Here is a 14,162-nt window from a genome sequence, read left to right on the forward strand (position 1 = left end):
AAAAGCCCTGATCATTCAGGGCTTTTTTTATATAGATGTTACTAGTATTCCATAAGTCGCATTCAGAAAAGTTCCAACTCGAATAATATCCCTACCTGCTGCATGTGTAACCGATAACTCTTGGCTCAGCACATCAAAGTGGAAAGTTTCAAAAACATCTTGGTGATGCATGAGCCAAGTCACTGTATCTGCTACGTTCTCATCCGCAATATAAGTTAAGGCTTTAAAGTCTTTACTCATAAATCACTCTTAAAAATAAATATTTATGAATTCTATATGAGTTAACCCTACCTTAAAAGAGAGTCTAAGCAGCTTTAGGATTCACAAGCGAATGTCCCGATAACAAACTTGCTAAAGCCTGAGGAGAAAACTCCAAAGATAGCACATGATTCTTAAGATTGATTGAATGTTTACTAATCAATGGAAGTAAGCCTTCTTCAGTTTCAAACACGTATTCATCCGCAATATTTAGAATACCCTCAAGATTCGTTGTACTAGACGCTAAATCATGACTAAAGATGTCATAAATTGTTTGTAAATTAAACGTCGTATTCTGTTCTGTGGGATGTTTAAGTAAATAGTCCTTTAAGAATAAGACTAATTTATGGGCAAAGAAAAAATAATTTGGTTTATAACTGTATTTCATGCTGTTCATGGAAATAAACTCCAGACGATCTTTTATTGAATCACAACTAAAACACTAGGAATTAAACCTTAAAAAATTCTTAAAAAAACAAATATCTTCATACAACATAAACAAATTATTTTTATTAATAAAAAACAGATACTTAATAAAATATTTTATAAATAATTTGTATTGTTTTCTAAAGAAAAACTTAAATTAATTAAATTCAACAACTTAAATGAAAATTATTATCAATTTTATTTTAACAAAATAAAACTTAATTATTTTACCATCTGGTATAAATTAAATTTTAAAACAAAATTTCACATAAAAAACAACCAATCAAAATACATAAAAATATAATGTAATTCTTGTTTTTTACTTGAAAGGTGCTATATTTCCACGGCGTTACTTGATCAGAATAAAAGCACTGAAGAGTAATAAATCTACTTTATAAAATATTCTGGGGAATTTATGAAAAAGCTTATTTTTATAGCAGCAACTTCTATTTTTAATATTGCCACTGCACAGGCTGCGGATGGCACAATTACTATTAATGGTTTAGTAACCGATAATACTTGTACGATTGATACAGGTGATAAAAATCTAACCGTAAATTTACCTACAGTATCATCTCAATCTTTAAAAAATGTTGGTGATATTGCTGGACGTACCCCCTTCCAAATCAATTTAACGAATTGTGCTTCAGCTGGTAAAGTTGCAACTTATTTTGAACCGGGTGCAACAGTCGATTTTAATAGTGGACGCTTATTAAACCAAGCGACAACTAGTGCAGCTACTAATGTCAATATTCAGTTATTAGGAAGCAATAATGCAGTAATTCCTGTACTTGCTAAAGGTGCTTCAGGCGCACAAGATAACTCACAGTGGGTAGATGTTTCAGCTGGTGGTAATGCTGACCTTAATTACTATGCTGAATATTATGCGACGGGTGTATCGACTGCTGGTACCGTAACTTCACAAGTTAAATACACCATTATTTATCAATAAACTAAAAATCAGCTTCTATTATCAAATAGAAGCTATATCTCATCTATTGTTTATTATATTGAGAATATGACTCATGCTTTTTAGTGGTCGTAAATTTTTTTGGGGAATGGCTTGTCTTCAAGCAGCTATTGCTATTACAGCGCATGCTGAAGTAGTACTACATGGCACGCGTGTAGTATATCCATCGGATGCTCGAGAAGTTAGCTTACAGCTAAGCAATAACGGAACAACACCTTCACTGATTCAAGCTTGGATTGATGATGGAAATCCAAAATCTACGCCAGATGAGTCGAATGTACCTTTTATTATTACACCTCCTATTTCAAGAGTCGAACCGTCTAAAGGGCAAACTTTAAGAATTACGGCATTACCCAATGCATCACAATTAAATCAAAATAAGGAAAGTATATTTTGGCTTAATGTATTAGATATTCCCCCAAGACCAGAAGGGAAAAAACAAGAAAATAATGAAATATTAACTAATAATTTCCTTCAATTAGCCATACGCTCTCGAATTAAATTCTTTTATCGACCTGTAAATTTAAAAGAGAGTATTGATACAGTGGGTGAAAAAATTCAATGGATAAAAAATGAAGATAATTTGCTTATTAAAAACCCAACACCTTTTCACGTTACATTAAGTTCCATTTTTCAAGAAGTAAATCATCAAAAAATAGATTTGTTAAAGCAAGGTTTAATGCTTTCTCCTTTTTCTGAAGATCACATAAAACTTAAAAATAGCAATATAACAAATATGCGTTTTGTTTACATAAATGATTACGGTGGTCGAGTTGAACAAGTAATCAAGTTCTAATTTTATTTACCATTTTTAAATTTAAACACCTATCCATGAATAGGCATAAAGATGATGTCAGAGTGGTTCATACCCCATATTTGCTTAAAAAAGCGAAGTACATATTATTTAGTGTTAAGCATCGCAATTAATGTGCCTTTGGCTGTATATGCTTCTGACAATATCAATAACGAAAATGCGTTAAAAGCTGACTTTGATACTAATTTTTTAGTAGGAAATGCGCAGAAAATTGATATTGGTCGATTTAAATACGGCAACCCTATTTTACCTGGCGAATATAGTCTTGATGTATATATTAATGGACAATGGTTCGGTAAAAGAAAGTTTCTTTTTAAGACTACAAACTCCAATGAAAATGCAAAAACCTGTTTTACGGCAGATATGCTTTTGGAATATGGGGTTAAATCAGAAACTCTTGATAGAGAAGCAAATAATTTACCTACCTGTAATGATTTAGAAAAATGGATCAAAGATGCCTTTTATCAATTTGATACGGCTCGTCTTAGGCTCGATATTTCAATCCCACAGGTCGCTTTGCAGAAAAATGCTCAAGGATATGTCGATCCACGCTTATGGGATCGTGGCATAAACGCCGCTTTTTTTTCATACAACGCCTCTGCTTATCGCATTGTAAATAATGATCATGAAACAAATCATGCTTTTATGAGTACAAATGTTGGGATAAATTTGTACGACTGGCAATTACGCCACACTGGACAATGGAAATGGCAAGATCATAATGAAATACAGAATAAGAATTCTTCTTATACATCAAATAATACCTACGCCCAAAAAGCCTTTCCTAAATTAAATAGCGTCGTAACTGTAGGAGATTATTTTACAAATAGTAATTTTCTTGAGGCTCTTCCTTATCGGGGTATTAACCTATCAAGTGATGACCGCATGCTTCCGAACAGTATGCTTGGATATGCTCCTCAAATTCGAGGTTATGCAAAAACCAATGCAAAAGTAGAGGTACGCCAACAGGGAAATTTAATTTATCAAACTACCATTACCCCGGGAAGTTTTGAAATCAACGATCTTTATCCCACCGGTTTTGGTGGTGAACTACAAGTTTCTGTACACGAAACAAATGGAGAAATTCAAAAGTTCTCCATTCCCTATGCATCTGTAGTAGAAATGCTTCGTCCCAAAATGAGTCGATATTCTTTTACCTTAGGGCAGTTTAGAGATGCGAATATCGATTTAAAACCGTGGCTGATACAAGGTAAATACCAAAGAGGTATAAACAACTATTTAACAAGCTATGCAGGTTTTCAATCTGCTGAACATTATCAGTCATTTTTAATAGGTAGCGCTTTTGCGACACCAATTGGTGCAATTGCATTTGATGTAACTCAATCAAAAGCTGATTTTGACCAAAGTCCTACCCTCAAAGGGCAAAGTTATCGTCTAAGTTACAATCGATTATTTACCCCAACTCGCACTAACCTAACTGTAGCAACATACAGATATTCAACAGAAAATTATTTAAAGTTAAGAGATTCAATATTAATCCAAGATTTACAACAACGAAATATAGATAGTTTTTCAGTAGGGAAACAAAAAAGTGAATTTCAGATCACATTAAACCAAGGTCTTCCGAACCAATGGGGTAATTTTTACTTAGTGGGTTCTTGGATTAATTACTGGAATCAACCTAATCGCAATCAACAATTTCAATTTGGATACAGTAATCAGTTTAAAGATTTAACTTACAGTATTTCTGCAGTTAGGCATGAACTTGACTTAGAAAAACAAGATTCAGGACATGAGACACAATATTTATTGTCATTATCCTTTCCACTCAAATTTAAGAAGAATACGGTTAATTTTAATAGCTCTATTTCAGAAGATAGTAAAACTTTAGGAATGAGTGGTTATATCGGCAACCGCTTCGACTATGGTTCATCTGTTACATATCAAGATCAAGCTCAGACAAGCATAAATATTAATGGCAACTATCGTACTAACTACACCACCGTAGGAGCTTCTTATAGTCAATCCGATACATATCAACAAGAAATGATCAATTTAAATGGAAACATTGTTGCCCACTCTCAAGGTATTTTATTTGGACCTGACCAGGCCCAAACGATGGTATTGGTCTATGCTCCTGAGGCTACCGGTGCACGGATAGGTAATACAACAGGTTTAAGTATTAATAAGCAAGGATATGCTGTTATTCCCTATGTTACGCCTTATCGCTTAAATGACATTAGTTTAGATCCTCAAGGCATGCCTTCAAATGTGGAGCTTTCAGAAACAAGTCATCGTATAGCACCTTATGCTGGGTCCATCACCAAGGTAAATTTCTCGACAAAAACTGGATATGCACTTTTCATTAATACCCAAACTTCAACGGGTACTCATCTTCCTTTTGCAGCACAAGTTTTTAACCAAAACAAAGAATTAGTTGGGATGGTCGCCCAAGGTAGTCGAATTTATTTACGTACACCTCTAATCCACGATCATCTGTATGTGAGGTGGGGTGAAAGGAATAATGAGGAATGTCAACTTGAATATGACATTCAATCAAAAATCTCTCAGGAAAAACAATCAATTATTATGACAGAGGCAATCTGCAAATGAAAAAAGTACTAATGAAAAGTGGCTTATTAGTAACTAGTCTATTTATTTATAACCAAGCTTATGCAAACTGCACTTTAAGCAAAGGTTTTACTACAGTAGATATTCCTATAACAATTGGTACGATTATCGTTCGTCCGACTGATCCAATAGGCACAGTTCTACAAAAAAATACTTTTACGATTTCGCCAAATAATTCTACGGCAACGTGTAACCGTCCAGGTGACCAAATTACAGCAGCATTACCACTAAATTATCCAATTAGCTCAATAGGCAACAATGTATATGCTACAAACATTCCGGGTATAGGCATTCGAATTTATCGTGAAGTAACAGACTCTTCAAACGCTTCTGGCTATTACCCTTATAAACTTACATTGACGCCTCACACAACCTATACACTTTCACCAGGCTACATTGTTCTGGAAATTATTAAAACTGCTGCCACTACAGGTTCCGGTGCATTGGTGACAGGTCGATATAGTACCTACTATGTGGCAGGACAACAAAACCGTCCGTTCTTAACAACCACAGTACTAGGTAGCTCCCCTATTCTAATTGCATCATCATCTTGTGAAATTCAAAATGGTCCAAATACTGTTGTGCAACTTCCCACAGTAACAAAATCAGGTTTTAGAGCTATTGGTTCAACGCAAGGTGAAAAAAACTTTAACCTATCTATTCTTTGTAATGGAGGCGAGAATAACTCAGGAGTACCTACCAGCAATTCATTGAGCTTAAGCTTTGACTATAATTCGGATAGCTCAAATAATCAGGTTATTAATAATAGTGCTGCTGATTCAACAAAAGCGAACGGCGTTGGTGTAGAGCTTTTATGGAATATGAATGGTGCGAACAGCCCTATTCAAAAAGGGAACCCACTAGATATTGGTACTGTAAGTTCTAATCAAACTGTAGAATATGATGTGCCTTTAACAGCACGTTACTATCAAACAGCAACTACTGTTACAGCGGGTGAAGTCAAAGCTAATGCAACTGTAACCATTCAATATGATTAGCTGTAAACTTATACAAAACTGAGTTTTATTACGTCACTATTTGTAGTGTGAATAAAGCTATATAAACTATTATTTTTAATTAACACTAAATAAAAAGGATTTTAAATAATGACAATTTTTAAATTTTACTAACTAATAAATTAAAAAAATGCTCATCAGCGAATAAAGCCAATGAGCATTAGTGATAACCACTTAACCTGAAATACAAATTGTGGGAAATAGATCACAATTTGCATCACTATAATTCCAAAATTTAACTTAAATATCAAGTCTTTTTTTTAACAAAGGTTTGATAAACACACCTAACTGGTTAATTTTAAATACAATTAAATTAAAAATAAAATTCAATATCACTATTCTACAGACTTTCTAAAGAATTACCATTCTATTAATTAAGAAAATTTGAAATTTACAAAGATTAATGTTCAATATATCTAAAAAATCTATTACATCGTTTTTTTTTAATGCTGAATGTCATTTCACTGTATTTAAAGTCTAAAAATTATAAAGTTTTACACAACCTATAAGAAAAAAAACATAAAAAAATCTTTAAATATTCTTCAATTACAGTCTAACTTCAAATGTTTACAACAAAACAGCATGCTCATTTTTTGGAAAATATTTTGCATTTTATTATTAAGCTTAGGGGCTTCGGCAATTGGTTTTGGTATTAGCAATCTAGATTTTTTCTTGTTTTTTATTGGTTTACTTTTTCTACTATGTTTTTTTCTAGCTTTAAAACAAGGGCGAGAAGATGCAGGTCACTTCCCTGAATAATTTAAGTAACGTGGCAACCAGAAGCATTAAAACATTAATTTTAACTCTGATCGGGACCAATCTTATTTACGTAGAGGAATAAAAGTGAGCTTGGGAAGATCTGTCAAATTGAAGGAGCTGCTGAACTACAGCAGCTTTTAAATTGATTAAGATAAACTCATTTTTAATTAACGAAATCTAGACTTTAAAAGACTCAAAACAACTCACAAGAAAATCAATTGCTACTCGCACAGCTGGGCTATGCCTTAAATCCTCATGAGTCACCAACCAGATTTCTGCACTCATCGGCTGGTCATCTGGAAGTTTCTCTAAGTTACCAAGACCACCTAAAAAATCAGGCAAAACAGCTAAACCCACTTCCCCACATGCGGCTCTCCATTGCAACTCAGGATGATTAGTCATCATAATCGGCTCTTTATTATTTAATCTTTCTTTTAATTTTTGTTGTTTTTGTCCATGTACACCACCGACCTCCACACTAATCCATTCATAATTTTCTTCACTCGTAGCAGCTAAGTAATTTGGAGCAGCATATATTCCAAAAGGGATTTCCCCAACTTTACGAGCAACTAAATAATCATCTTTAGGTCGTCCAAATCGCACAGCTATATCCGCTTCGCTATGCAGCAAAGATACATAATGAACATCACCAAGTACACGTAATTTTAACTGCGGATAATGGCGATAAAACTTTCCAAGTTGAGGCATGATGAGGTGAGCAGCAGTTAACGGAGGCATACTAATAGAAACAGTACCTGTAACTTCCTGCTGTCCAGCCTGAGCAAGTCTCTCAATGGAAAAAGTTTCTTCCATCATACGAGCTACAACTTGAGCAAGCCGCTCTCCATCTGAAGTAAGTACGTATGTACGTGGCCTACGATCAACTAGCTTTAATTTTAAGTTCTGTTCTAATTGTGCGATTCTTCTTGCAACAGTAGCATGGTCGACTCCCAACTTTCTTGCGGCAGCTGAAAGTGATTTCTCTTCTGAAAAAACTGAAAAGTAATGTAAATTTTCCCAATCAATCATTGTGCAAATTTTCACATCAAAGATGAATTAATATGGAATTGTACACCTTTAAGTGATTACTCAGAATAGAGACATTCTTTTTTCGGAGTCCCATCATGAATAAAACAATGGTTTATGCCTATACAGGCGTTGTGATCACAATGCTGTTTTGGGGCTCAGCATTTAATGCAATGTCTTATATCATCCAACATATGCCTCCACTTTCAGCAGCAGCTGAGCGCTTTACACTTGCAAGCCTTGGGCTATCTATTATTTTTGCGGCTACGGGTAAATTGCGTTGGGATGCTTTGCGGCAGAATTTACTTATCTATCTGCTTATTGGAATTATAGGTATTGCTGGTTTTAATATAGGCTGTTTCTACGGTTTACAAACAACATCGGCAGTCAATGGTGCTTTAATCATGGCAACTACTCCACTGATTACTCTATTGTTAGCAATTTTGCTTGATGGAGAAAAATTAACACTTGCTAAATCTATTAGTGTTGTATTTGGTTTAAGTGGAGTGCTTTTTGTTATTAGTCATGGTCATCTATCAACGCTACTTCATTTAAAAATAGCAATCGGTGACTTATTTATCTTACTCGGTGGTATCAGTTTTTGTTTAGCCAATGTGTTATCACGTCGCTATGTAAAAAATGCTACACCTCTAGAAACTACAACTTTTTCTATGTTGTTCGGTGCTTTGACTTTAATCACATTAAGCCTAATTTTCGAACATCCAATCAAAGCAGTAGTTATGGCACCTATTACTTCACACTTGGCAATGGGTTACGTCATTATTTGCTCTACCATGATTGCTTATTTATTTTGGTTTAATGGCATTCAAAAACTAGGCGCAGGCCGAGCATCAATCTTTTTTAACTTTGTTCCAGTTTTTAGTATGTTGGTGGCACTATTGGCTGGTCAGGCACTTAATATCTGGCAGCTTATAGGTACTGTTTTGGTCATGCTCGGTGTGCTAAGCAGTGGTGGGTTTATTCACATTAAGCGTCCGACACTTATGGCTAAACCTTGTACGAAATAGTAGTCACACAAATTCATCTTAATTATTGCGTTGTAACAAAGATTGTATGTTTCTTTAAAACTTAACAAATGGCTGCCATATATAGTTTTAAAAATACAACAAGGAGAAATTAAGATGAATTTGGATTTTACAACAATCGAAAAACAGGCCAAATTGCTAAAAGAAGAGCAAGAGAAACTAGAACAGCAAGATCATGATTTTCAATTAGCCTTAGACAAGCACAGAGAATCGTTAAAAGATTTATTTAAAGAACTGTTTCACGATCGTGAAATTAAAACAGAAAAAGGAGGCCAATTTTGTGCTGTATTTGGTGACTTTAAAATCTCTTTACTCATTGAAACTGCCAAGTTTGAAAATGGTGTACCCGTTAAATTAAATTCTGTAAATCCTATCATTGTTAAATTTAAAAAAGACAAACCTGTTGCCAAAGCCCAATTTTCCGATGCAACTCAATATCTCGATAGTGCTTTTGAAACACCGCATTATCAATACTATTATAAACATGATGATAAAACTCAATTAGTTCAATTTTCAGAACTACCTGTTTTTTTTCAGGCCATTCTTGATGCTGAAGTCTGACTATCTGCCCTCATTGGAGGGCTTTTTTATGAAATTAACTTTTTGATTAAACATTTTCATACTTATAAAAATGATTATAGCCCCGTTGAATTTTCCATTGTATTTAAACTTATAGACATAAAAATTTTATAAGTGTGATTTCACTGACCCATTGCTTCTTTCTAAAATTACTTGTATATACATGTTTGTATTTGTTTGTACAAAATAAACTCAAATAAAAGAAAAGCTCTTAAAGGATAAGGAGAGTGTTATATGGATTCAGCAACAGGAACATCTAAAAATGGGTTTGTTGAAAACCGCAGTATTGACTTTATTCCTGAAAATGAAAGGCACGGCAGTATATTCGCCCAATTTACCCTTTGGTTTGGTGCTAATTTACAGATTACAGCGATTGTCACGGGTGCTTTAGCCGTCGTATTAGGCGGTGATGTGTTTTGGTCAATCATTGGACTATTTATTGGACAGTGCTTTGGTGCGGCTGTTATGGCTTTGCATGCAGCTCAGGGACCAAAACTTGGCCTTCCCCAAATGATTTCGAGTCGGGTGCAATTTGGGGTCTATGGTGCATGTATTCCTATTATTCTGGTTTGCCTGATGTATATTGGCTTTACCGCAACTGGTGAAGTACTCGCAGGCAAAGCACTTGCACACCTTACACACGTCAGTAATACAACAGGTATTTTAATTTATGCTTGTTTCATTATTGCATTTGCAACGATTGGTTATCGCTTAATTCATTGGGTAGGAAAAGTCGCAAGCATTATCGGTTTAATTGCTTTTGTTATTATTCTTACTCAAATTTTGGCCCTCTCGAATTTTTCAGAATTGCTTGCTGTACGCCACTTTAGCTGGTCATCATTTCTATTAGCAGTTTCTCTTTCGGCTTCTTGGCAAATTTCATTCGGGCCTTATGTTGCCGACTACTCGCGTTATTTACCAACAAAAACCTCTTCAACTCGGGTATTTTGGGCAGTTGGTCTTGGCTCTTTGATCGGCTCACAAATTTCCATGACACTTGGTGTATTAATTGCTCAAGTCTCAAATGGTGGTTTTGTTGGTAATGAAGTTCAGTATGTTGTAGGTATGAATCCCTTCGCTCTCATCATTACTTTCTTATATTTTAGTATTGCTTTTGGAAAGGTCACTTTATCGACACTCAATGCTTATGGCAGTTTTATGTGTATAGCGACCATTTGGAATAGCTTTAAACCAACTGGACAAATTTCAAAACTAACCCGACTTATCATTGTTCTTGCAATGGTTTTAATCTCGACATTCATTGCAGTTGTAGGTGAACATACCTTCTTAAGTGCATTCAAAGCTTTTATTTTATTTCTTCTGACATTCTTCATTCCTTGGAGTGCAATTAATTTAGTTGATTATTATTTTATTTCTAAAGAAGAATGTGATGTAGACGCACTATATGACCCGAATGGAAAATATGGCCGCTGGAACACCATTGGCATTAGTTGCTATTTTCTTGGCATATTACTTCAGCTTCCCTTTATTGACAGTAAATTCTACAAAGGACAAATTGCTGAGATGTTAGGTGGTATTGATTTATCATGGTTAGTTGGATTGTTATCGACTGCAATTTTATATTATGTGCTAGCAAAAAAAGCTCAAATAAAAGTTTCAAAAAATCTTGAGCTTGAACAAATCAAATAATTTCAAGTGAGATATCAAAGTTAATAGATCAATACTTTGATATCTCTTTGAAATTTTATCTATTCTTGAATAGGCTTAATCTGTGCAGAAACAGGTAATCCGAATAATTTATCGAACGTCCAGTTAAATATAAATGTATAAATTGGAATGATGATAATAAAGGCAACATCTAGCCAGAATGCTGCAACGAGAGAAATATCCATCCACCATGCAATAAGCGGAATTAAGAATATCACTAAAGTGATTTGAAATCCGATCGCGTGTACGATTCTACGTTTAACAGTACGTGACTTACTGTCTTGCCGAGCTTCCCACTTTTCGTAAAGAATGTTGTAAATAAAGTTCCATGTTACCGCGATGGTCGTAATCATCACTGAAAGTGGGCCAGTATGCTCTACACTGTCTCCAGCCAAAAGTGCTAAACCTACCGATGAAATTACCATTCCAATAACTTCATATGAAGAAACATAAACAATACGACGCTTTAAACCTTGCATAACCAATCAACTTTTCTAACTTACTTTTATTTTAGTTTCAGTTAAAATCACAATTAAAGTTAACAGCTTTCAGTTGTACTGATATCAAAATGAATTTTAATAGCGAAAATATCGAGCTTTTCTTAACTGTGTTAGATACCGGATCTTTTTCCGCTGCGGCCCGCAATTTAAGTCGAGTACCGTCAGCAGTGAGTATGGCTATTGCCAATATCGAAGCGGAGCTTGGTTATCATCTATTTGAACGTACTCACCGTAAAGTGATTCCTACTTCTGCGGCTTTAGCATTAGAACCTCAAGCACGAATTATTGCTGAACAACTTAGATTATTAGGTACCCATGCGTATGAGCTCTCTCTAGGACTAGAAAGTAAACTGAAAATTGGTGTTGTTTCAGATGCCAACACCGATTTACTTCTTAAAGCGATAAAACAATTGGCTGATAAATTTCCGTTACTCAATATAGAAATTATTACTGCTCCACAAGACGATATACTCAATTTGCTCTATACAGAAAATATTAGTCTTTGCCTTGCAGGTTCAGATCTCAATATAAAAATGCGTGAAAGCTTACAATTAGTTATGAATGAAACTTTAGTTGCCACAATTTCTGTTGATCATCCATTTTTAAAACAAAAGAACAAGCTCATTTCTATTGAAGAATTAATTAATGTCCGACAAATTGTGGTCGCAAGTACTGAATTAAATATGCAGGACTCACGTTCAATCGTTGGAGCAATGTATTGGAAAACCAATAATTTACAAACCGCTATTAATATGGTCGAGGCAGGTTTAGGCTGGGGAAATTTTCCTTTATCTTTAGTAAAAGAAAAAATTGAACAGGGGCATTTAGTTCAACTAGATTTTAAAAATACAAAAAATCATTTGCCGCTCTCTATTTATCTTATTTGGCTCCAAGATAAACCCTTATCAAAAGCAGCAAGAGAACTTGTTCAAACTATTCAATCAAGCTTATCTAAGCTTACCAATTAAAAAAAGCAAAAAGCCTATTCATAGTGAATAGGCTTCTTACTGTATTTCAGGACTAAGCAATATTAATAATTATGAGAAAATACTCTGGTACTGTATAAATTCCAAGTGATTTAGTCAAGTATAAAATTTATCAATTACAAATAGTTGTGAAAAATGTGAAGAAATATTCATTCTGTGTTTTACATACAAAACTTAGACTTATTTGATAAGTGGTGTCAGTTCTGTGTTTTTTTATTTTTGAGAATAAAAGTTCTTAGGAATTGATGTTCATTAATGCAATAAGTTCATCTCTATATGAACTTAAAACGATTTGTTCAATTTTATTCATTTTGTGACGCATATCTTGATCATGAACAACATGGTCAGATTCTAATATTATTTTCTTTTTATTTGTGTTTTTTATAAATATAGGTTCATTAATTAAATTACTTGCAATAAAGTTAAATGTTCTACGTAAATCTTGAAAAGTAAAAGAAATATTACTTTGTTCATTTATCTTTTTTCGGAATTTAGAAATATTAACAATATGACCAGTTTTAGATTTAGCAGATGGAAAAACCCACTCTCCCTCCATTTGAATTTTACGTTTTTTCATTAAAAGCCATAGAAAATCACCCATATAAAGTTTATAACTCTCATTATTATAAGTATTTATAAAAGAAAGTGTTCCTTGGTGTAAATCCAGATCTTCCCAACGCAAACACTCACACTCATTTCTAAGAAGTCCAGTTAGGACAAGCGTGAATAAAAAATCTTTATTTGTTTCATTCTCCTTCTCCCTATTTTTATATTCAACTATTGTATGAACCCATTTTTTTAAATTATCTATATCAATATAATCATTTCGAGCTGGGATTTCTTGCCATACTTCTCTTGAATTCAGTAAAGCAATCGGGTTCATGATTGGGATTGTAGTTTGTGTATTTTTATAATATTTTACTGAAAAATGATAAATAGCTCGCAGAACACGCATAGACAAATTGGCTTTTGCATAACTACTTTTAGATAGCTGAGTATACTTATCTATAACCATTTGTTCAGTAATATAAATTAATTTAAGTTCCTTCAAGTCTATTAAGTATTTTTCTATAACTTCTTTATAATCAGCAAGTGTTCTTTCTTTCAGTTTATGATGATCGATATAGGCTTGGAAAGACTCTGCTAGAGTGGGCTGATAATATTCCTTATTTAAATTATTTTTTAATATTTCATCATTTTTAATACAAGCAAGACTGGTATCAGATAAATCTTTTAACTTTTGCCGTGCAAGTACACGTGCGTCTTCAAGAGTAATTTTTTCATAGTCAGCTATTTTGCAACGTATAGATTTACCCTTTATTTTCTTCTCTATAATATATGTTTTATAAGAATTATTCACACGAATAGCAAAGCCGATAATCTCATTGTCGCGATAAATTGCTGGAATGAGTTTAAGTTGATCAATAAATGACTTGGTTAGCTTTACTCGTGAAGTGCTCATAAGCTAAAATCCGTATCGCTTGTGATAATTAACAATATATCAAAATATTTTTCAGGTCTA

Annotated in this window: 13 protein-coding genes; 8 read left to right on the forward strand and 5 right to left on the reverse strand. The window is 33.8% G+C overall.

The genetic code is table 11. The annotated features are described in order from the left end of the window. Positions 1 to 27: 27 nt before the first annotated feature. Complete coding sequence (locus I8T81_RS11000) at positions 28 to 240, reverse strand: hypothetical protein (RefSeq protein WP_004702086.1); 213 nt, start codon at positions 238 to 240, stop codon at positions 28 to 30. A 64-nt stretch (positions 241 to 304) separates the two neighbouring features. After that, positions 305 to 655, reverse strand: coding sequence for a hypothetical protein (locus I8T81_RS11005; RefSeq protein WP_004702088.1), 351 nt, complete (start codon positions 653 to 655; stop codon positions 305 to 307). A 444-nt stretch (positions 656 to 1,099) separates the two neighbouring features. Here I8T81_RS11005 and I8T81_RS11010 point away from each other — a divergent pair, with 444 nt between their 5' ends. The 4 genes from I8T81_RS11010 (at position 1,100) to I8T81_RS11025 (ending at position 6,058) form a co-directional block, all read left to right on the forward strand. Then, entirely contained in the window at positions 1,100 to 1,636 is a 537-nt protein-coding gene (locus I8T81_RS11010) for a fimbrial protein (protein ID WP_191000211.1), read from the forward strand. A gap of 73 nt (positions 1,637 to 1,709) precedes the next feature. After that, a complete protein-coding gene (locus I8T81_RS11015; protein ID WP_077166250.1) occupies positions 1,710 to 2,450 on the forward strand; it encodes a fimbrial biogenesis chaperone in 741 nt (246 codons plus the stop codon). A 54-nt stretch (positions 2,451 to 2,504) separates the two neighbouring features. Next, positions 2,505 to 5,042 carry a fimbria/pilus outer membrane usher protein gene (locus I8T81_RS11020; protein WP_198072769.1) on the forward strand — a complete coding sequence of 846 codons (2,538 nt, stop codon included), beginning with the start codon at positions 2,505 to 2,507 and terminating at the stop codon, positions 5,040 to 5,042. Next, positions 5,039 to 6,058: a fimbrial protein gene (locus I8T81_RS11025; RefSeq protein ID WP_151762330.1), complete on the forward strand. Its 1,020-nt coding sequence runs from the start codon at positions 5,039 to 5,041 to the stop codon at positions 6,056 to 6,058. The genes I8T81_RS11020 and I8T81_RS11025 overlap by 4 nt, the downstream gene beginning before the upstream one ends. A gap of 954 nt (positions 6,059 to 7,012) precedes the next feature. Here the strand turns inward: I8T81_RS11025 and I8T81_RS11030 are convergent. Beyond that, the gene (locus tag I8T81_RS11030) at positions 7,013 to 7,864 is read right to left on the reverse strand and encodes a LysR family transcriptional regulator (RefSeq protein ID WP_198071171.1); all 852 of its coding nucleotides are present in this window, start codon (positions 7,862 to 7,864) and stop codon (positions 7,013 to 7,015) included. Positions 7,865 to 7,959: 95 nt separating this feature from the next. On the opposite strand from I8T81_RS11030, the gene I8T81_RS11035 reads away from it, so the two are divergent. The 3 genes from I8T81_RS11035 to I8T81_RS11045 all read left to right on the forward strand — a co-directional run bounded on the left by I8T81_RS11035 (position 7,960) and on the right by I8T81_RS11045 (position 11,136). Beyond that, positions 7,960 to 8,889 carry a DMT family transporter gene (locus I8T81_RS11035; RefSeq protein ID WP_198071172.1) on the forward strand — a complete coding sequence of 310 codons (930 nt, stop codon included), beginning with the start codon at positions 7,960 to 7,962 and terminating at the stop codon, positions 8,887 to 8,889. Positions 8,890 to 9,003: 114 nt separating this feature from the next. Beyond that, on the forward strand, positions 9,004 to 9,468 hold the full coding sequence (locus I8T81_RS11040; protein ID WP_100192680.1) for a hypothetical protein: 465 nt from the start codon (positions 9,004 to 9,006) through the stop codon (positions 9,466 to 9,468). A gap of 252 nt (positions 9,469 to 9,720) precedes the next feature. Then, positions 9,721 to 11,136 (forward strand): purine-cytosine permease family protein, encoded by a 1,416-nt coding sequence (locus I8T81_RS11045; protein WP_198071173.1) that lies wholly within the window; start codon positions 9,721 to 9,723, stop codon positions 11,134 to 11,136. 59 nt (positions 11,137 to 11,195) lie between these two features. On the opposite strand, the gene I8T81_RS11050 is transcribed toward I8T81_RS11045, so the two are convergent. Beyond that, positions 11,196 to 11,633, reverse strand: a complete 438-nt coding sequence (locus I8T81_RS11050; RefSeq protein ID WP_004702112.1) for a PACE efflux transporter — start codon at positions 11,631 to 11,633, stop codon at positions 11,196 to 11,198. 89 nt (positions 11,634 to 11,722) lie between these two features. On the opposite strand from I8T81_RS11050, the gene I8T81_RS11055 reads away from it, so the two are divergent. Further along, complete coding sequence (locus I8T81_RS11055) at positions 11,723 to 12,622, forward strand: LysR family transcriptional regulator (protein ID WP_198071174.1); 900 nt, start codon at positions 11,723 to 11,725, stop codon at positions 12,620 to 12,622. Between the two features lie 253 nt (positions 12,623 to 12,875). Here I8T81_RS11055 and I8T81_RS11060 read toward each other — a convergent pair whose 3' ends face one another. Continuing rightward, positions 12,876 to 14,102 carry an integrase family protein gene (locus tag I8T81_RS11060; protein WP_198071175.1) on the reverse strand — a complete coding sequence of 409 codons (1,227 nt, stop codon included), beginning with the start codon at positions 14,100 to 14,102 and terminating at the stop codon, positions 12,876 to 12,878. Positions 14,103 to 14,162 lie beyond the last annotated feature (60 nt).

This window comes from Acinetobacter seifertii, assembly GCF_016064815.1.
GTDB classification, from domain to species: domain Bacteria; phylum Pseudomonadota; class Gammaproteobacteria; order Pseudomonadales; family Moraxellaceae; genus Acinetobacter; species Acinetobacter seifertii.